The sequence below is a fragment of the Actinomadura madurae genome, from assembly GCF_047130825.1.
Taxonomy (GTDB): domain Bacteria; phylum Actinomycetota; class Actinomycetes; order Streptosporangiales; family Streptosporangiaceae; genus Spirillospora; species Spirillospora madurae.
In genome coordinates this window covers 4,335,583-4,355,000 of record NZ_CP083237.1, presented here as the reverse complement: position 1 = coordinate 4,355,000, position 19,418 = coordinate 4,335,583, and the positions used below count along the sequence as shown (strand labels likewise).

Below are 19,418 nucleotides of genomic sequence, written 5' to 3'. Positions count from 1 at the left end.
CGCTGGCGCGTCTCGGAAAGCGGCTCCCCGCCCGTCGGGTCGGGCGACCTCCGGGCGCCAGAGCGCCCTCCGGCCGCCCGACCCGCAAGTCACGGGCTGAGCCCCGCGCCAACGCTCAGCACCACTCCAAGAGCCCAACAAAAGTGCACCACCCAAGAGCGCTCTTGGACGAGCACGATCCACCAACCTGGTGGGCGTGCCACGTCCAAGAGCGCTCTTTGCTGTGAACGATTCGAACGCTCTTGGGTTAAAGCTCAGCCGGGGTCACGGGCAGGCGCGTGGAGCGAGTGCAGCGAGCGCAGCGCGCATGCCCGTCGAGCCGGGCGACCGCAGCGACACGTCGCAAACCCGCACGGTCACGACAAGCCGCACCGTGGCGTGAGGATCGACCGGCTCGTGACGGGGGTTCCAGGGGGTCGTCCCCCTGGGTGAGCACGGTCACGGGCAGGCGCGTGGAGCGAGTGCAGCGAGCGCAGCGCGCATGCCCGTCGAGCCGGGCGACCGCAGCGACACGTCGCAAACCCGCACGGTCACGACAAGCCGCACCGTGGCGTGAGGATCGACCGGCTCGTGACGGGGGTTCCAGGGGGTCGTCCCCCTGGGTGAGCACGGTCACGGGCAGGCGCGTGGAGTGAGTGCAGCGAGCGGAGCGCGCATGCCCGTCGAGCCGGGCGACCGCAGCGACACGTCGCAAACCCGCACGGTCACGACAAGCCGCACCGTGGCGTGAGGATCGACCGGCTCGTAACGGGGGTTCCAGGGGGTCGCCCCCCTGGGTTAACAGAGCTCTTGCCAGGCCTTGCGGCTTTGGGTGTCGTTGAGGCGGTAGTCGCCGGTTTCCCAGTTGAGGTCGAAGTAGGCGACCCAGAGGGCGCGGCGTTTGGCGAGGTAGGCGTTGGTGGCGCGGAGCCAGGAGGCGCGCTGGTCGCCGTTGTCGCCCTTGACCAGGAAGCTGCCGGTCTCGGCTATGCCGAAGGGGAGGTTCTCGGCCTTGCTGACGGCGACGACCCGGTCGTACATGGTGGCGGGGGAGTCGTAGCGCCCCTTCTTCCAGCCGAGGTTGTACACGTCCCAGCCGAGGACCTGGATGACGTCGCGGCCGGGGTAGTAGTCGCGCCAGTCGCGCTTGGAGAGCGGGTCGAGGCTCCAGCCCATCAGGACGAGGGTGGCGTGCAGGCGGGGGTTGCCGGCCTTGTCGGCGAGGGAGCGGAGGCGGCGCCAGGCGGCGCGGTAGTCGGCGGCCGTGAACTCGCCGGAGGCGATGTTGTCCTCGGGCTCGTGGTAGTAGACCCAGTAGACGTCGCGGTCGCGGGGGGCGGTCGCGAACCATTGGGTCATCGCCTTGTCGTACTTGCCGGCGAGGATGTCCTTGGGCGGGAGCTTGAAGGAGATGATGGGCGGCCGGTTCCCGGTGTCGGGGTTGCCCGGCCACGCCGGCGGGACGCCGCGGTAGAAGAGCCGGACGGTCTCCAGGCCGCCGTACGTGCCGTCGAGGCGCGTGAGGGCCTTCTGGAACGTCTCACCCGGCTGGAGTTCGAGGGAGAGGCCGCAGAGCGTCCTGCCGCCGCCCAGGGACGTCTTCGGGGTCTTCGCGGGCCCCGGAGCGTCCCAGGTGGGTTCCGGCGCGGGCTCGGGGAGGCTCGTGGAGGAGGCGGACGGTGCCGTGGTCGGGGACGGGGCCGCCTCGCCGGGCCGGGTGCGCAGGACGAGGCGGGGGCCGTTGCCGCTTTCCCGGGAGTGCACCGAGGCCGCCGAGCGGGTGCCCTGGTTGGTGATGGCGAACGCGTAGCGGCCGGGGCCGCGCACCAGGGAGCCGACGTCGAAGGAGACCGTGTCGCCGCCGGTTGCCGCGGTGGCGACCACGGCGCCGGCGACCGGGCGGTTGCGCCAGGAGGTGCCGTCCTCGGTCCAGGCGCCGGGGAGCGTGCGCAGCTCGACCCGCCGCGGGCGGTTCTCCGCGCGGTCGAAGGTCAGCTCGACGCGGGCCCGGGTGACCCGGGGCGTGCCGCGGGGGACGTCGAACGCGACGTAGGCCTCGGTGTGCCAGGCGGGCCACACGGACGCGGTGATCTTGCGTGCGCCGCCGAACCCCTTGCCGGGCATCTCGCGTACCACGTAGGTGTCGGCGGAGGCCGGCACGACGGTGCTCGCGCCCGCGGCGGCCGTCCGGGCGTCGCGGCTCACGGCGGCGCCGGACAGCGCGACCGCCGCGGCGGAGCCGCCCACGACGAGGAGGGTGCCCGCGGCGGTGAAGTAGAAGGACGGGCGCGGGCCGCGCCGCCTCGCCCGGCGGGGCGGAACGGGCGAGGAGCGGCGCGCGTCGGGGCGGTGGTGCCGTTCGTGATGCCGCACGGACCGGCCCCCCTCCACGTGATGCTCCCCGCCCTTTTATCTCACACCGGGCTCAGCCGGCCGGGAACATTCCCAGCCGGCCGTGGAACTCCTTGCCGAGCTGGTCGGTGTCGCTGCCGACCAGCAGGCCCTTGGGGTGGGCGACGAGGGCCTCGACGCCGTGTCCGAGGGTCCGGGTGGGGTTCCACGCGAGCGCCTTGCCGGTGGACGGGTTGAGCGCGCCGATGCCGGGACGCGACACCGCGCCGGGGCCGGCGCTGTCGCGACCACGGGGGTTGTCCAGCCAGCGCTGGTGCCCGCCGACGTAGACGGCGGAGCCGGTCGCCGACGTGGACAGCAGCGTGTCGCCGCCCGTCCAGTTGACCCAGGTCGGCTTCTGTCCGGTTCCGGTCTTCGACGCCTCCCAGCGGGCCGCCGAGTCGCACAGCGCGGTGCGGCCGTAGCCGCCGCCCGTGGTGACGACGACGAAGTACTTGCCGTCGGGGGAGAAGTCCATGCCGCGCATGTAGGTGTCGAACGCGGCGAGGTTGCAGGCGTCGGCGTACTCCTCGGTGGCCCAGGTCGACAGCTTCGCGGTGCCCGAGCCCAGGTTGATCATCGCGATCTGGGGCCGCCGCTTGCCGTCCACCTGCGTGAATGTCCCGTTGATCACCATGCGCTTGTCGGTGGGGTCGACGGCCAGCCGGTACACCTTGAGGTCGCCGGAGCGCGGCGTGCTCACCTTGAAGTCGAACCCGGCGTCGGCCGCGCCGGTGAGCGCGTTGAGCCGGGCGAGGGCGGTGCGCGCCTTGCCGCCGGCCTTGGTGAAGGTGCCGCCTATGTAGAGCCGGGTGCCGCGCCGCACCATCGTGGTGACGCGGTAGTTCACGGCGGGCTTGAAGCCGGTGTGCACCTTGTTGGTGGTGGTCTTGAGCGAGGCGACCGTGCCGGTCTTGGTGCCGTTGACGGTCTTGAACGTCCCGGCGAGGTAGACCCAGCCGCTCGTGCCGGCCTGCAGCGCGTGGACGGTGCCGTCCACCTTCGGCGTGAAGACCGTGCTGATCTTGCCGTTGCGCATGTCGTAGGCGAAGAGGTTGTGCCGCTTCAGCGTCTTCTTGCCGCTGCCGGCCTCGCGCACCTCCTCGAAGTTGCCGCCGACGACGACCAGGTTCCCCACGACGGCGATGGCGCGGACGGTGCCGTCCAGGACGTGCGGGGTGTTGTTCACCGGGTTGGCCGAGACGACCGACGGCTGGGCGGTGTCGGCCGTGGCGGTGCCCGTCGCGGCTGACACGGCGAGCGCCGCGAGAGAGGTGGCCGTGAGGCAGGCGGTGAAGGGGCGCATGAAGGTGCTCCGGAAAGCGGCCGGGGATGGTGATGGCATTGTCCTACCACATGGCCAGAAGCCGGGCGGGAGTTCCGGGGAAGCGCAATCCGAATGAGACGGCGGTCACCCGGCGGACGCCTTCCCGTGCCGGATCCGGTGGAGGATGACCCGCCCCAGGTAGGCGCCCAGTTCGATGGTGTAGCGGCGCCAGAGGCGGCGCGGTTCGCGGGCCAGCCGGTAGAGGAAGCCGACGCGCAGTTTCAGGACCCATCGCGGGTAGTACTCGCGGCGTTCGGCGAGGTGCTCGAAGTAGGCGCCGCACGTGATGATGACGGGCGCGGTGAGCCGGTCGCGGTACTCGGTGACGAACCGCTGCTGCAGCGGGGTGCCGAGGCCGACGTGCAGGATGTCCGGCGCGGCGTCGTTGATCTCGGCGACGAGGCGCTCGGCGGTCTGCTCGGGCAGCCGGCCGTGCTCGTCCGCCCAGTGGCCGTGCTGGGTGCCGGCGATGCTCAGGCCCGGGTACCAGGCGCGGACGTTCTCGGCGGCGGCCTCGGCGACGCCCGGCGCGTTGCCGAACAGGAAGACGCGCCAGCCCTGCTCGGCGGGCTGCCCGAACAGGTCGTCGGTGAGGTCGTCGTTCGCCATCCGGCCGGGGACGGGACGGCCGAAGATCTTCGCGGCCAGCACGACGCCCCAGCCGTCCGGGAGGTTGAGGTCGAAACCGTTCATCAGGTCGCGCAGCCCGGGGTCCTTCTGCGCTTTGAGCACGTAGTCCGGGTTGGCGAACGTGACGGTCAGCTTCGTCCGCTCCTTGACGGCCGCGGCGACGAAGGACCGGAACTGCGCGACGTCGGCGCGGCTGACGCGCACGCCGAGGACGTCGACGGTGTCATGCGGCCATCGTTGGTCCACGTTCGCTCTGTCCTCCTGGAGCACCGGCGGCGCCGGGGGATACGGCCGGAGAGGGCAGCGTATCCCGCTTGCGGGCGGTTCGGCGGAGGTAGAGCGAGGCGGCCGCGGTGGCGGCGGTGAGGACGACCAGGGTCCAGGCGAGCGGGACGGCGCCGAGGCCGAACATCTTCAGCGAGGACGCGAGCAGGACCAGGACGAGGACGCGGCGGATGAGGCCGCTCGGCGCGCGGGAGGAGATCCGGGAGCCGAGGTAGACGCCGGGGACGGAGCCGGCGAGCAGGGCGGTGGTGACCTCCATCCGGAAGTCGCCGAACAGCAGGTGGCCGAGGGCGGCGGCGAACACCAGGGGGACGGCCTGGAGCAGGTCGGTGCCGACGAGCTCGTTGGCCTTGAGCGTCGGGTAGAGGGCGAGCAGCGCGACGATGATGAGGGAGCCGGAGCCGACCGAGGTGATGCCGACGACGAGGCCGCCGACGGCGCCGACCAGCACGGTGGGGACGGGGCGGACGCCGACCCGCGGCGCCGCGTCCCCGTCGGGCTCGCCCGCGCGGTTCCGGTGGGCAGGGCGGTTCCGGTGGGAGAGGTAGCCGCGCAGGACGAGGCCTCCCGCGGCGATCATCAGGGCCGCGCCCATCGCGGTGCTGATGACGGTCTCGATGGAGTCGCCGTGGCCGAGGGCCCGCGCGACCAGCACGCCGGAGAACGCGGCGGGCACCGAGCCCGCGCACAGCCAGGCGACCAGCCGCATGTCGATGGTGCCCTGCCGGTAGTGGACGGCGCTGCCGACGGGTTTCATCACGGCGGCGGCGACCAGGTCGCTGGACACGGCGGCGAGCGGGCTGACCCCGAAGAACGTCACGAGCATCGGCGTCATCAGGGCGCCGCCGCCCATGCCGGTCAGCCCGACGATGATGGCGACGAGGAAGGACCCCAGCGCCATCGTCCAATCGAAGTCCATTGGCATGACCTACCTGACATATAGGAAAACTCCCGTACCACGGTAAGGGACGCGCCCCCCGGGCTGATAACCCGGGTAGGGAGGGGCAAACGAGGCGGAAGGGTTATTCGGGACGCACCCAGCCGCCGTCCACCAGCAGGCCGAGCACCTCGGCGACCGCCTCGCCGGGCGTCATCGCCGAGGTGTCGAGGGTCAGGTCGGCGTCGTCCGGCACCTCGTAGGGGTCGGAGATGCCGGTGAACTCGGGGATCTGCCCGGCGCGCGCCTTGGCGTACAGGCCCTTGCGGTCGCGGCGCTCGCACTCCTCCAGCGGCGTCGCGACGTGCACGAGGATGAAGTCGCCCACCGCGGACACCATCCGCCGCACCTCGGCGCGGGTGGCCGCGTAGGGGGCGATCGGCGCGCAGATGGCGGTGCCGCCGTGCCGGGTGATCTCGGCCGCGACGAACCCGATCCGCCGGATGTTGAGGTCGCGGTCGGCGCGGGAGAACGTCAGCCCGGCCGACAGCATGCGCCGGACGACGTCGCCGTCCAGCAGCGTGACCGTCCGGCCGCCCCGCTCGATCAGGGCGTCGGCCAGGCCGCGCGCCACCGTGGACTTCCCGGAGCCGGACAGGCCGGTGAAGAACACCGTGATGCCGCGCGCGTGCTTCGGGGGCCGCGCCAGGGCCAGCTCGGCGGCGACCGCGGGAGGGGTGAACCAGTCGGGGACGGGCTCGCCGGCGTCCAGCAGCTCGTTCAGCCGCTCCGGGGTCAGCTCGGCCTGGACGTGGTCGGGTTCGATGCGCGCGACCGGCCGCCAGACCTCGACGTCGGCGTCGTAGGCCCACGGCTCGGGGACGAGGAGCGGGATCGCGGTGCCGTCCATCTCCCGCTCGGCGAGCAGGTGGGTGGCGCCGTACGCGGCGGCGACGTGGGCGCGGAGCAGGACGTCGCGCTCGGGGTCGCCGCGCGACGGCAGCGGCACGGGGACGATCTGGGCGCCGTCCGGCAGCTCCTTGCGGACGGCCAGCAGCGCCCGGACGAGCGACTCGTCGTGCACGCCGCTGAGCAGCGGCATGACGAGGACCTTGGCGCTCAGCCGCTCGGCGACCTGCCGGAGCTGGCCGAGCTGCTTGCGGTGCAAAGGCTCTCGGGTGGCCACCGCGAGCACGTTGACGGGGGGTGTGGGGGGTCGTCCCCCCTCGGGAGACGCCGCGAGCACGTTGCCTTCGAAGGTGTCGAGTTCGTCGGGGCGGCGGCGCAGGGAGTGGAACGGTCCGTGTGCGGGGGCGCGGAGGGCCGCAAGCGGCCCCGCGAGCCGCCACGCCTGGGTGGTCGGGTCCTGCCACGTCTCGGTGACCTGGAGGACGGCGAGCGGCACGCCCTCGGGATCCTGCAGGACGACCCGCTCGTGCTCGGTGAGCTCCTTCGGGACGGTCAGCGTGACCGGGACCGGCCACGGGGTGCCGTCGGAGAGCCGCCCCCCGGCGACGACCATGGCGGTGTCGAACGAGCCGAGGAACCCGGTCAGCGGGCGGTACACCCCGGCCAGGATCAGCTCCAGGTCGGCGAGCTCCACCGCGTCCGGGGTCCAGGCGGGCAGGTCGCGCAGTGTGTCGGGAAGGCCGGCGTCGGCGGTCACCGCGATCTCCGATCCCGCCCGGCGGCGCGGCCGGGCTCGTCCGTGGCTGGCAGGGGCTGACGCAGGAAAAATACTGCCCCGGCCTGGGCGCACGCACGCGCGCCCGGGTCAGATGACCCGCGCGAAACGGTTCTCGGGTTTGCGGATGACGAGCGTCACCTCGCTGTGGTCTGCGGTGAGACGCCCCCGGGTGGTCGCCGACACCAGCCGGCACAGCAGCTCGGCGAGGCCGGTTCCGGCCCCGAGCGCGTCGATGGCCTGCCGGGAGGTGTACTCCTCGGAGACCACCAGCCCGCGCATGACGCAGTACCAGCGCATGCCGGCCCGGGACGCGACCCGGTCGTAGGTCGCGGGCGGCGGGCTCGTCCGCACCACCGGCACCGGACGCGCCGCGGGCGCCGTGCCCTCCGCGGCGGCGGGCTCGCCCGTCCGGCCCGCCGGGTCCGGCTGCGGGACGCGGGCGTGGGCGCCCCGCTGGCCCTTCCCCTGGCCCCTTCCCCGCGCGGGACGCGGCCGGCGCCGGCGGCCGGACGTGTGCAGCCACCGCGGGAGCGTGCGGTCCAGGAAGCCGAACGCCGTGTTGCGGTCGCGCAGGTGGACCAGCAGCAGCCCGCCCGGCTTCAGCGCGGCGACGAACCGGTCGAGCACCAGCTCCGCGTGCGGGACGCGCTCGATCAGGTAGGAGGCGTGCACGATGTCGTAGGCGCGCGGCGGGAGCGGGACGGTCCGCAGGTCGCCGAGGTGCCAGGTGTCGAGGTCGGGCCGCTCGCAGGTGTAGGCGCGCAGCTCGGGGGTGTCCATGTCGACGCCCGTGACCAGGCGTTCGCGCTCGCCGAGGTCGAGTCCCGTGCCCCAGCCGCAGCCCGCTTCGAGGATGTGGATCCGCTGCAGGGGCTTCTCTAGGGCGTACTGGCGGGCGCGTTCTGAGAAGAGATCGCCGTCGTTCACCGGAGGCGTACGCAGATCGGTCACAGTATCGCAGCGTAATCGTCCGACTGCGCTCCGTCCGCTATTTGCCTTTTCTTGGTGACCGCCGTGTCGCCGCTCCGGGCGCGTACCCTGGTACGCGGTACCGGGGTCCGCTGGGATCCCGGGTTTTCGGGCTGCCCTGCCTCGGGGTGATGGGCGAATCGTGCGGGCGAAGATGACGCTTTCTGGACTTGTTGACCTTGCGTGCACCGACCCCGGTCTGGAGCGCGCTCTCAAGCGGGCGCGCGCGGACCAGGAGGTCGTGGCGCCGCCCGCGCTGTGGCCGATCCTGGCGGCGGCGCTGAGTCGCGGCCTCGGCTCGGGCGGCGGCGTGGTGCTGGCGGTGACCGCGACCGGCCGCGAGGCCGAGGACCTGACGGCCGCCCTGACGAGCCTGCTCGACCCCGGCCGCGTCGCGCACTTCCCGGCCTGGGAGACGCTCCCGCACGAGAAGCTGTCGCCGCGCTCCGACACGGTCGGGCAGCGCCTCGCGGTGCTGCGGCGCCTCGTCCACCCGGACGCCGCCCATCTGGACGGCGAGAACGCGGACGGCGGGAACACGGGCGGGGACGGCAAGGGCGGCGCGCTGGACGTCGTCGTCACGCCGATCCGCGCGGTGCTGCAGCCGATCGTGTCCGGGCTCGCCGACCTGGAGCCGGTGCGGCTCGTGTCCGGCGAGGACGCCGACATGGACGACACCGTCCGCGCCCTGGTGGACGCCGGGTACCACCGTGTCGACCTGGTGGAGAAGCGCGGCGAGATCGCGGTCCGCGGCGGGATCCTGGACGTGTTCCCGCCGACCGAGGAGCACCCGCTCCGGGTGGAGTTCTGGGGCGACACGGTCGAGGAGATCCGCTACTTCAAGGCCGCCGACCAGCGGTCGCTGGAGGTCGCGCAGAGCGGGCTGTGGGCGCCGCCCTGCCGCGAGCTGCCGCTGACCGAGGAGGTTCGCGAGCGCGCGAAGCTGCTCGCCGAGGAGCACCCGGCCCTGGAGGAGATCCTCGGCCGGATCGCCGACGGCGACACCGTCGAGGGCATGGAGGCGTTCTCGCCCGTCCTCGCCGAGAGCATGGAGCTGCTGACCGACCTGCTGCCGGACGGGTCGGCGCTGCTGGTGTGCGAGCCGGAGCGGATCCGGACCCGGTCGGTCGAGCTGGTCCGGACGAGCCAGGAGTTCCTGGAGGCGAGCTGGGTGAACGCCGCCGCCGGGGGAGAGGCGCCGATCGATCTCGGCGCCGCCGCCTTCCGCTCGCTGGAGGAGGTCCGCCGGCACTCCAATGAGCTGGGGCTGCCCCGATGGAGCGTGACAGCGCTCAACCCCGTGGACGACGGGGCGGAGGCGCTGAACCTGGGCGTGCAGCCGGCGGAGGCGTACCGGGGCGACACGTCCCGCGTCGTCGGCGACCTGAAGGCCTGGATCGACGGTGGCCGGCGCGTCGTGATGGTCACCGCCGGGCACGGGCCCGCGGAGCGCCTCGTCCAGCTCGTCGGGGAGGAGGGCATCGGCGCGCGCCTCGCCGACCTCGACGGGCCGCCCGAGCCGTCGCTGGTCAGCGTCACGACCGGGCTGCTGGACAACGGGTTCGTCTGGGAGCGCGTCGGGCTGGCGGTGCTGACCGAGACCGACCTGTCGGGGCAGAAGTCGTCCACGAGGGACGCCCGCCGCATGCCGTCGCGGCGGCGCGGCGGGATCGACCCGCTGCAGCTCCGGCCCGGCGACTACGTCGTCCACGAGCAGCACGGCGTCGGGCGGTACGTGGAGATGGTCAGCCGGACGGTGCAGGGCGCCACCCGCGAGTACCTCATCCTGGAATACGCAAAGAGCGACCGGCTGTTCGTCCCGACCGACCAGCTGGAGGAGCTCACCCGGTACGTCGGCGGCGAGGCGCCGAGCCTGCACCGTCTCGGCGGCGCCGACTGGCAGAAGGCCAAGTCCCGCGCCCGCAAGGCCGTCAAGCAGATCGCCGGCGAGCTGATCCGGCTGTACTCGGCGCGGATGGCGAGCCCCGGGCACCCGTTCGCGTCCGACACCCCGTGGCAGCGGGAGCTGGAGGACGCGTTCCCCTACAACGAGACGCCCGACCAGCTCGCCGCGATCGACGAGGTGAAGGGCGACATGGAGAGGCCCGTCCCGATGGACCGGCTGATCTGCGGCGACGTCGGCTACGGCAAGACCGAGATCGCGGTGCGGGCCGCGTTCAAGGCCGTCCAGGACGGGCGGCAGGTCGCGGTGCTCGTGCCGACGACGCTGCTCGTCCAGCAGCACATGTCGACGTTCACCGAGCGGTTCGCGGCGTTCCCGGTCGTGGTGAAGCCGATCAGCCGGTTCCAGTCCGACAAGGAGATCGAGGAGACGCTGCGCGGGCTGTCCGAGGGCACCGTGGACATCGTCGTCGGCACCCACCGGATCCTGTCGTCCCAGACGCGGTTCAAGAACCTCGGGCTGGTGGTCATCGACGAGGAGCAGCGGTTCGGCGTCGAGCACAAGGAGGAGCTGAAGCGGCTCCGCACGCAGGTGGACGTGCTCGCCATGTCCGCGACCCCGATCCCGCGCACGCTGGAGATGGGCCTGACCGGCATCCGGGAGATGTCGACGATCCTGACCCCGCCGGAGGAGCGCCACCCGGTCCTGACGTTCGTCGGCCCGTACGAGGAGAAGCAGATCGCCGCCGCGATCCGGCGCGAGCTACTGCGCGAAGGCCAGGTGTTCTTCGTGCACAACCGGGTCCGGTCGATCAACAAGGTGGCGGCGAACCTCGCGCGGCTCGTGCCGGAGGCGCGGATCGGCATCGCGCACGGCCAGATGAACGAGCACGAGCTCGAGAAGGTGATGGTCGACTTCTGGGAGAAGAACTACGACGTGCTCGTCGCGACGACGATCGTGGAGTCCGGCCTGGACGTGCCGAACGCCAACACCCTCATCGTCGACCGCGCCGACATGTACGGGCTCTCCCAGCTCCACCAGCTCCGCGGGCGGGTCGGACGCGGCCGGGAGCGGGCCTACGCGTACTTCCTCTACCAGCCGGAGCAGCCGCTGACCGAGACCGCGCACGAGCGGCTCGCGACGCTGGCGCAGCACACCGAGGTCGGCGCCGGCATGTACGTCGCCATGAAGGATCTGGAGATCCGCGGCGCCGGCAACATCCTCGGCGCCGAGCAGTCCGGGCACGTCGCGGGCGTCGGGTTCGACCTGTACGTCCGGATGGTCGGGGAGGCCGTCCGGGAGCTGAAGGACGGCGGCGGCCGGCCCGAGGTCACCGAGACGAAGGTCGAACTGCCCGTCGACGCGCACCTGCCGCACGAGTACGTGCCGGGGGAGCGGCTCCGCCTGGACGCCTACCGACGCATCGCCGCCATCACCTCCGACGACGAGATCGGCGCCGTGCACGACGAGCTGAAGGACCGGTTCGGGCCGCTGCCCGTCCCGGTGCTGAACCTCCTGGAGGTCGCGCGGTTCCGCGCCAAGGCCCGCGGGGCGGGGCTCACCGACGTCACCCTGCAGGGCAACTTCGTCAAGTTCACCCCGGTGAGCCTGCCGGACTCCAAGCAGGTCAGGCTGCAGCGGCTCTACCCGAAGAGCATCCTGAAGCCGGCGACCGACACGCTGCTCGTCCCGGTGCCGAAGACCGCGCCGCTCGGCGGCCGGTCCCTGCGCGACCAGGAACTGCTGAAATGGGCGACCGACCTGGTCGAGGCCCTTTTCCTGCCCGCCCCCGCGCAGCGCTAATCTCTCTGAGGGACGACCCCCGGACCCCGGTAGGCACTGATTCGGTGCCCTCCGCTCCGCCGGCGCTCCGCTCCGATCACCGAATCAGTAGTCTGGCGCGATCCCAGACAGCTCGACGACGAGACGAGGAATCCGTGCCTGGTAAGTCCGTGAAGGCGGCGGTGGCGGCCGTGGTGGCGGCCGCCGCGCTCGCCGGCTGCGGCGGCTCCCCGAAGGTCGGCACCGCCGCACTCGTCGGTGACGACCGCATCACCGTGACCACCCTCAGCCAGACCGTCCGCGACTGGCGGACGCAGTTCCGGGCGGACCCGGCGGCCAACGAGCTGCGCGCGAACCCCGCCAACCCGGCGCCGCAGCTCGCCGGCGACTCCGAGTCCGACCTGCAGGGCGCGCTCACCCTGCTGATCAACTTCCGGGTCGCGCGCGAGGTCGCGGAGCAGGCCGGGGTCGAGGTCACCGGGGGCCAGGTCGACGGCGCCGTCCAGGCCCTGGACCGCCAGGGCGGGGCCGGGGCGATCACGCTGGCGAGCGGGCTGCCCCGCGCGCACACCCGCGACCTGGCGCGGCTCGTCGCGACGCAGCTGGCCGTCATGCAGCGGTTCGGCGCCGACATGGACAACCGGCTCAGCCCGGCGACGCAGCAGGCGGGCCGGCAGTGGAACGAGCTGTTCCAGCGCACCGCCCGCGCCATGGACATCGAGGTCAACCCGCGCTACGGCAGCTACGACCCGGCGAAGTTCGAGGTCGCCCCGGTCGTCTACCGGCTGTCCAGCCCCGATTCGGGTATCTGAGGCGCATGGGCCTGACTCTGCTCGCGACCACGCACCGGGTCGCGCCCGGCCTGCTGACCTGGCGGGCGTGGGACGCGCTCCGCTCCGCGGACGCCGTCCGGCTCCGTGCCGGGCATCCGCTGCTGCCCTCGCTCCGCGACGCCGGGATCGCGCCGGAGGTGGTGGCGGAGCCCGACCCGGCGCGGCTGGTCGCCGACGCCCGGCGCGGGCACGTCCTGTGGGTGGCCGCGCCCGAGGGCGACGAGGCGCTGATGCGCGAGGTCGGGACCCTCGCGGTCGCCGACCCGCTGGACGTGGAGGTGCTGCACGGCTCCTACGACCTGCCGGGCGCGCGGCTGCTCGACCTCGTGTCGGTGATGGACACGCTGCGCCGCGAGTGCCCGTGGGACCGCAAGCAGACGCACGTCACCCTCGTCCCGTACCTGCTGGAGGAGGCGTACGAGGTCCTCGACACCATCGAGTCCGGCGACTTCGGCGCGCTCCGCGAGGAGCTGGGCGACGTGCTGATGCAGGTGGCGTTCCACTCGGTGGTGGCGGCCGAGCGCGACGACGACACGGCGTTCACCATCGACGACGTGGCGGGCGCGATCGTCGACAAGCTCGTCCGGCGGCATCCGCACGTGTTCGGGGACGTGACCGTCTCCGGCGCCGACGAGGTCAACGCCAACTGGGAGCAGATCAAGGCGGCCGAGCGGGCGGAGAAGAGCGGCGCCGAGGCGTCCGCGCTCGACGGGGTGCCGCTGGGCCAGCCCGCGCTGTCGCTGGCCGCGCAGCTCCAGCGCCGCGCGGCGCGGATGGACGTCCCGCCCGACCTCGCGGACGACCTCGCCGGCGGCCCGGCCGGCGACGGGAGCGCCCTCGGCGAGCGGCTCTTCGCGCTCGTCCGCGAGGCCGCCGCGAGCGGACTCGACCCGGAGGCGGAGTTGCGCGCCGTTTCCCGGGTATTTCGCGATCGTGTCCGAGCGTGGGAACGACGAGAGCAGCACGGCTGATTCGGGCGATATCGAGCAGAACATCGGTGATGGGGTGGTCCGGCCGGGGAGGCGCGTTTACGCTAAGCCCGTGCCGATCGAGGCCGATGGCGACGCAGGGGAACCCGGCGGGGGAGCCCCGTCCTCGCCGCGCCCCCGGCGGCGGCTGCTCACCGGGTCCACGACCCGCGCCGAGAAGGCCCGCGCGCTGCGCGGCCTCGGCGCCCTCGGCGGCCTGGCCGGCGTCCTCGTCGCGCTCATGCTGCTGCCGACCGCCTGCACCGCGGGCGTCGGCGCCCGCGACGCCGCCGGCTGGTTCGGTACCGAGCCGGACGACCTCAGCACGTCCGGCGTCCCGCAGCGCTCGAAGATCCTCGCCGCGGACGGCTCCACCCTCGCCACGTTCTTCTACCAGAACCGGGTGGACGTCCCGCTCGAAAAGATCGCCCCGGTCGTCCGGCAGGCGGTGCTGGCGATCGAGGACAGCCGGTTCTACGAGCACGGCGCGATCGACGCCCAGGGCACCCTGCGGGCGCTGGCCAGCAACCTCAGCAGCGGCCAGGTCACCCAGGGCGGCTCGGGCATCACCCAGCAGTACGTGAAGAACCTGCTGCTCACCCAGGCCGAGTCCGACGTCGAGCGCGAGGAGGCCAAGGAGATCACCGCGGCCCGCAAGATCCGCGAGCTGCGGTACGCGGTCGCGCTGGAGAAGAGGTTCAGCAAGGACGAGATCCTGCGCCGCTACCTCAACATCGCCTACTACGGCGACGGCGCCTACGGCATCGAGGCGGCCTCCCGGCACTACTTCTCCAAGCACGCCTCCGAGCTGGACCTGGACGAGGCCGCGCTGCTCGCCGGCGTCATCCGCTACCCCTACGCCTACGACCCGACCCGGCACCCCGGCGCGGCCCGGCAGCGCCGGGACACCGTGCTGAACCGGATGGCCGACCTCGGCTGGCTCGACCGCGCCAAGGCCGAGGAGACCAAGAAGAAGCCCATCGACCTGGACGTGGACAACGTCCGCAGCGGCTGCGTCTCCAGCAAGGCGCCGTTCTTCTGCGACTACGTCCAGCGCGAGATCCTCACCAACCCGGTGTTCGGCGAGACGGCCAAGGAGCGGGAGAAGCTGCTCAAGCGCGGCGGCCTGACGATCCGCACCACCCTGGACAGGCGGGCGCAGAAGGCCGCGCAGAAGGCCGTGGACCGGCACGTCCCGCCGAAGAACTCCGCGCACAAGGCCGCCGCCGAGGCGATGGTGGAGCCCGGCACGGGCGAGATCAAGGCGATGGTCGTCGACCGCGAGCTCGGGCCGGACAAGGAGCGCGGCAAGACGTGGATCAACTTCGCCGCGGACGCCAGCCACGGCTCCAGCATCGGCATGCAGGCCGGGTCCACGTTCAAGGCGTTCACGCTGGCCGCCGCGCTGGACGAGGGCATGCCGTTCGGCACCCGGCTGATGGCGCCGCGCCGGTACACCCCCGTCGGCTACCGCAACTGCGACGGCGAGCGCGTCGGCGACCCGGGCGCCTCGCTGCGGAACGCCGCCGACGGCGAGGGCGGTAAAGAGTTCAGCATCGTCACCGGCACGCACCACTCGGTCAACACGTTCTTCCTCGCCCTGGAGAAGAAGGTCGGCCTCTGCGACACGGTCAAGATGGCCGAGCGGCTCGGGATGAAGCAGGCGAACGGCAAGCCGCTGGAGCAGTACCCGTCCTTCACGCTGGGCTTCAACCCGGTGTCGCCGCTGCGGCTCGCCGCGGCCTACGCGGCGTTCGGCGCCCGCGGCGAGTACTGCGAGCCGATCGCCATCAAGGAGATCCGCGGCCCGGGCGGCAAGAAGCTGAAGGTTCCCGGACGCAAGTGCGAGCAGGCGATGGACGAGGACGTCGCGGACGCCGTCAACCACGTGCTGCGCGGCGTCCTCACCAAGGGCACGGCGCGCGGCATGGGCCTCGGCCGCGACGCCGCGGGCAAGACCGGCACCGTCGACAACTTCTCCGCCGCCTGGTTCGCCGGGTACACCCCGGACCTGGCCGCGGCCGTGTGGGTCGGCGACCCGCGCGGCGGCTACAAGCACCCGATGGAGAGCCTCTGCATGGACGGCCGGTGCTACGGCGCCGTGTTCGGGGCGACGATCCCGGCGCCGATCTGGCGGCAGAGCATGCTCGGGGCGCTGTCGGGCACGGCCCCGTCCTCGTTCCACCGGCCGCCGTCGCGCTACTTCAGCCGGGGATCCGGCGAGGACCGGGCGAAGGTGCCCGACGTGCGGGGCATGAGGCTGCGCGACGCGATCGCCAGGCTCCGCGCCGCCGGGTTCCGGGCCGGCGTGGGCGCGCCGGTCGCGTCCCGCCGCTACGGGCGGGGCACCGTCGCCGAGATGTCACCCGGGCCGGGCTCCGCGGAGCCGGGCGACACGATCATGCTGCGGGTCAGCAAGGGGGCGCGGCGCGGCGACGCCGGCGGCCGTCCCGGGCCCGGTGGCGGCGGTGGCGGCGGTGGCGGCGGGCAGCAGCCGCCGACCCCGCCCGGCACCGCCACGCCCCGGCCGGAGAACCCGGCCGAGCAGGCGCCCGCGTGACCCTTGCCACTGCGCTGACCTGCGCGGTCGTGTGATCGTCCGGCCACCGGGGTAGATCATCGGCGGTGGCGGACCCGCCACCGATCCGTTCGGGGGGACGATCCGTCATGCGAGCCATCGCCGTGTCCGAGTACGGCGCCACGCCGGCGCCGATGAACCTGCCGCGCCCGGAACCGGGGCCGGGGGAGATCGTCGTGAAGATGATCGCCGCCGGGCTGAACCCGCTCGACTGGAAGATCGCCGAGGGCATGCTCAAGGACTCCGTCGACGCGCCGTTCCCGCTGATCCTCGGGCAGGACGGCGCGGGCGTCGTCGACGCGGTCGGCGAGGGCGTGACCCGGCTGCGGCACGGCGAGCAGGTCTACGGGTCCTTCCTCGGGGTGGAGCGCGGGCTCGGCAGCTACGCCGAGTACGCCCTCGCCCGCGACGAGGGGCCGGTCGCCCGGATCCCGGAGGGGATGATCTACACGCAGGCGGCGGCGGTGCCGACCGCGGGCATGACGGCGCTCGCCATGATCGAGGAGGCCGGGGTCGAGGAGGCCGGCGCCGGCCTGACCGTCCTGGTCGTGGGCGCGACCGGCGGGGTCGGGCAGTGCGTGGTGCAGCTCGCCTCCCGCGCCGGCGCCAGGGTCATCGCGACGGCCCGCGCCGACATGGCCGGAACGATGCGGCGGCTCGGCGCGGACGAGACCGTCGACCACGCGCAGGGCGACCTCAACCGGCAGGTCCTCGAGGTCCACTCCGACGGGATCGACGTCGTCCTCGACATGGTCAGCGACACCCGGTCGACCGAGCACATCGCGCAGCTCCTGCGGCCCGGCGGGACCTACATCACCACCACCTGGTCGGTGCACCCGGACTCGATGGAGTCGCAGGGGCTGCGCGGGGTGAACTTCGAGTACGAGCCGTCGGCCGAGCTGCTGGACCGGCTCTCCGCCCTCATCGACGCGGGCGAGCTGCGCGTCCGGGTCGAGCGGGAGCTGCCGCTGGAGAAGGCGGCCGACGCGCTGGCGGACAACCGGGCGGGCGGCGCGCGGGGCAAGACCGTCCTGCGCGTCTGAGCCGACCGAGGTGAGGACGGCGCCCGTGCGGGCATGGAGGAGCACATGAACCAGAGCCAGCCCGACGACGACCGGCGTGCCCGTCTCCGCGACCTCGAGGAGTCGCTCGCCCGGCTGCGCGCCGACCTTCCCCCGCCGCCCGGCGAGCCCGCCGACTTCGTGGACTCCGGCCAGTACCTCGCGCAGCGCGAAGAGCTGCAGGGCCAGATCGAGCTGCTGGAGGCCGAACGCGAGCGCCTGCGCGCCTCGCTCGGCGACATCTGATGTGGCCGTCCGGCCCCGGCGGGGAACAAGCGCCGGCCTCCTTCGGTTGCAGGGTTGTGTCAAGCAACTAAGGAGGGAGGCGCCGTGACGACGTTCGAGGAGTTCGAGCGCGCGACGCTGTTCTTCGAGGCCAGGGACTACGCCGGCGCGGCGCGCCTGCTGGCGCCGATCGTCGCGGAGCACCCGGGCAACCGCGCGGCGGTCGAGCTGCTCGGCCGCGCCTACTTCCACAGCGCCCAGCTCCGTCCCGCCGAGGAGACGCTGCGCCGCCTCGTCGAGCTGGACCCCTGCAACGGCTGGGCGCACGAGGCGCTCGCCCGCACCCTGGAGCGCCAGAGCCGCCCGGACGAGGCCGCCCCCTTCCGCAAGCTCGCCCGCGCCATGGGCGTCCTGCCCGCGGAGGAGGCCGAGGTGTCGGTGACGGCGGCCGACCTGTACTGACGGTCCCGCGGCGGCGCGGTCCCGGCCGTCTCGGTCGCCCGTCTCGGTCGCCCGGTTCAGTTGCGGGGCAGGCGCAGCACGAAGCGGGCGCCGGGGACGCTGTCGATCCGGTCGGTGAGGATCAGCGACCCGCGGTGCGCCTCCGCGATGTCGCGGGAGATCGCCAGGCCGAGGCCGGTGCCGCCGGCGTCCCGGTGCCGGCCCTCGGCCAGGCGCGCGAACCGCTCGAACACGCGCTCGCGGTCCTCCGGCGCGATGCCCGTGCCGTCGTCGATCACCTCGACGACGGCGGTGTCGGGCAACTCCGTGCGCAGGATCACCGTCACCTCCGACGCCGCGTGCCGGTCGGCGTTGTCGAGCAGGTTGGTCACCAGCCGCGCCAGCTCGCTGCGCCCGCCGTGCACCGTCACCGGCCCCTCCGACAGCACGGTGATCTGGGTGCGGCGGGGCCGCCGCAGCACCTCCTGATCGGTGATCTCGGTCAGGTCCACCTGCTCCCGGGAGAAGCCGCGGTCGGCGTCCAGGCTGGCGAGCGCCAGCAGGTCGTCCACCACCGCCGACAGCCGCTCGGTGTTGACCAGGATGGTGCGCAGCGTCTTCGAGACGTCGGTGTCCTCGGGCGCCGCGAGCGCCAGCTCCAGTTCCATCCGCAGCGCGGTGAGCGGGCTGCGCAGCTCGTGCGACACGTCCGAGACGAACCCGCGCTGCCGCGCGACCGCCCCCTCCAGCCGGTCGAGGGTCGCGTTCACGCTCTCGGCGAGCAGCCCCACCTCGTCGCGGCGGGGCGGGACCGGGACGCGGCGCTCCAGGTCGGTGGCGGTGATCTCGTCCAGTTTCCGGCGGATGTCGTCGACCGGGCGCAGCGCCCGGCTCACCGACAGCCAGGTGCCGTAGCCGACGAAGCCGGTGATGAACGGGATGCCGAGCGCCAGGAGCGCGGCAGTCAGCGGGCGCGGTATGAGCCCCGGCTCCGGCTCCAGCGACAGCACGAACACCGTGCCCGCCTCCGGTTCCTCCTCCCTGAGCTCGACGACCACGAAGCACGACCCGTTGGGCGCGTCGATGCCGCAGCTCCGGACGACCCGGCGGTCGTCGTCGGGCGGCGGCCGCCCGACGTCCACCGGGGGACGGCCCCGCATCGCCGGCGAGGCCGCGATCACCCGGCCCGCCGCATCCTGGACCTGAACGAGCTTGCCCGCGGGCCCCTGGAGCGGGTCGGTCAGGGTACCGTTGACGATCGAGGTCCTGGTCCGCCGTGCCTCCCGGGACGCGTCCCGGGTGGCGTCGATGACCGCGTCTCCACGGACCAGGGTCAGCAGGACGACCCACAGCGCCGTCGACAGCACCAGCGCCACCAGCGCGGCCGTCACGGTCACCCGGATCCGGATCTCCGGGTGACGCAGCACGGCCCGCCAGAGCCAATGGCTCGGACCCCCGGAGGGCCGGCGGAGCCGGAATGCT

At 73.1% G+C, this 19,418-nt stretch carries 14 protein-coding genes; 7 read left to right on the top strand and 7 right to left on the bottom strand.

The annotated features are described in order from the left end of the window. Positions 1–777: 777 nt before the first annotated feature. The 6 genes from K8Z49_RS19715 to K8Z49_RS19690 all read right to left on the bottom strand — a co-directional run bounded on the left by K8Z49_RS19715 (position 778) and on the right by K8Z49_RS19690 (position 8,127). Positions 778–2,352, bottom strand: coding sequence for a DUF7594 domain-containing protein (locus K8Z49_RS19715; protein ID WP_412520199.1), 1,575 nt, complete (start codon positions 2,350–2,352; stop codon positions 778–780). A 52-nt stretch (positions 2,353–2,404) separates the two neighbouring features. Further along, positions 2,405–3,676: a delta-60 repeat domain-containing protein gene (locus tag K8Z49_RS19710; RefSeq protein WP_111830158.1), complete on the bottom strand. Its 1,272-nt coding sequence runs from the start codon at positions 3,674–3,676 to the stop codon at positions 2,405–2,407. 105 nt (positions 3,677–3,781) lie between these two features. Continuing rightward, positions 3,782–4,573, bottom strand: coding sequence for a WecB/TagA/CpsF family glycosyltransferase (locus K8Z49_RS19705; RefSeq protein WP_111830157.1), 792 nt, complete (start codon positions 4,571–4,573; stop codon positions 3,782–3,784). After that, positions 4,551–5,531 (bottom strand): sulfite exporter TauE/SafE family protein, encoded by a 981-nt coding sequence (locus tag K8Z49_RS19700; protein WP_412520196.1) that lies wholly within the window; start codon positions 5,529–5,531, stop codon positions 4,551–4,553. Before K8Z49_RS19700 ends, K8Z49_RS19705 begins: the two co-directional genes overlap by 23 nt. Positions 5,532–5,634: 103 nt before the next feature. Then, positions 5,635–7,155, bottom strand: coding sequence for an adenylyl-sulfate kinase (gene cysC / locus K8Z49_RS19695; RefSeq protein WP_111830156.1), 1,521 nt, complete (start codon positions 7,153–7,155; stop codon positions 5,635–5,637). A gap of 108 nt (positions 7,156–7,263) precedes the next feature. After that, the gene (locus tag K8Z49_RS19690) at positions 7,264–8,127 is read right to left on the bottom strand and encodes a class I SAM-dependent methyltransferase (RefSeq protein ID WP_412520194.1); all 864 of its coding nucleotides are present in this window, start codon (positions 8,125–8,127) and stop codon (positions 7,264–7,266) included. A 172-nt stretch (positions 8,128–8,299) separates the two neighbouring features. Here K8Z49_RS19690 and mfd point away from each other — a divergent pair, with 172 nt between their 5' ends. The 7 genes from mfd to K8Z49_RS19655 all read left to right on the top strand — a co-directional run bounded on the left by mfd (position 8,300) and on the right by K8Z49_RS19655 (position 17,957). Then, positions 8,300–11,851, top strand: coding sequence for a transcription-repair coupling factor (gene mfd / locus K8Z49_RS19685; RefSeq protein ID WP_075020966.1), 3,552 nt, complete (start codon positions 8,300–8,302; stop codon positions 11,849–11,851). A 134-nt stretch (positions 11,852–11,985) separates the two neighbouring features. Continuing rightward, complete coding sequence (locus K8Z49_RS19680) at positions 11,986–12,642, top strand: hypothetical protein (RefSeq protein ID WP_143118372.1); 657 nt, start codon at positions 11,986–11,988, stop codon at positions 12,640–12,642. A 5-nt stretch (positions 12,643–12,647) separates the two neighbouring features. Beyond that, the gene (locus K8Z49_RS19675) at positions 12,648–13,634 is read left to right on the top strand and encodes a MazG family protein (protein ID WP_075020851.1); all 987 of its coding nucleotides are present in this window, start codon (positions 12,648–12,650) and stop codon (positions 13,632–13,634) included. Positions 13,635–13,704: 70 nt separating this feature from the next. Next, complete coding sequence (locus tag K8Z49_RS19670) at positions 13,705–16,191, top strand: penicillin-binding protein (RefSeq protein WP_177287675.1); 2,487 nt, start codon at positions 13,705–13,707, stop codon at positions 16,189–16,191. 107 nt (positions 16,192–16,298) lie between these two features. Beyond that, positions 16,299–17,252: an NADP-dependent oxidoreductase gene (locus K8Z49_RS19665; RefSeq protein WP_021595007.1), complete on the top strand. Its 954-nt coding sequence runs from the start codon at positions 16,299–16,301 to the stop codon at positions 17,250–17,252. A gap of 45 nt (positions 17,253–17,297) precedes the next feature. Beyond that, entirely contained in the window at positions 17,298–17,516 is a 219-nt protein-coding gene (locus tag K8Z49_RS19660) for a hypothetical protein (protein ID WP_143118373.1), read from the top strand. Between the two features lie 84 nt (positions 17,517–17,600). Next, positions 17,601–17,957, top strand: a complete 357-nt coding sequence (locus K8Z49_RS19655; protein WP_083597556.1) for a tetratricopeptide repeat protein — start codon at positions 17,601–17,603, stop codon at positions 17,955–17,957. A 56-nt stretch (positions 17,958–18,013) separates the two neighbouring features. Here K8Z49_RS19655 and K8Z49_RS19650 read toward each other — a convergent pair whose 3' ends face one another. Further along, entirely contained in the window at positions 18,014–19,363 is a 1,350-nt protein-coding gene (locus tag K8Z49_RS19650) for a sensor histidine kinase (RefSeq protein ID WP_021595004.1), read from the bottom strand. Between the last annotated feature and the right edge of the window lie 55 nt (positions 19,364–19,418).

Excerpts from the sequence above, each read along its gene's own strand:
- K8Z49_RS19700 (WP_412520196.1), bottom strand. The coding sequence starts at position 5,531 with ATGGACTTCGATTGGACGATGGCGCTGGGGTCCTTCCTCGTCGCCATC.
- K8Z49_RS19665 (WP_021595007.1), top strand. The coding sequence starts at position 16,299 with ATGCGAGCCATCGCCGTGTCCGAGTACGGCGCCACGCCGGCGCCGATG.
- mfd (WP_075020966.1), top strand. The coding sequence starts at position 8,300 with ATGACGCTTTCTGGACTTGTTGACCTTGCGTGCACCGACCCCGGTCTG.
- K8Z49_RS19710 (WP_111830158.1), bottom strand. The coding sequence starts at position 3,676 with ATGCGCCCCTTCACCGCCTGCCTCACGGCCACCTCTCTCGCGGCGCTC.
- K8Z49_RS19660 (WP_143118373.1), top strand. The coding sequence starts at position 17,298 with ATGAACCAGAGCCAGCCCGACGACGACCGGCGTGCCCGTCTCCGCGAC.
- K8Z49_RS19675 (WP_075020851.1), top strand. The coding sequence starts at position 12,648 with ATGGGCCTGACTCTGCTCGCGACCACGCACCGGGTCGCGCCCGGCCTG.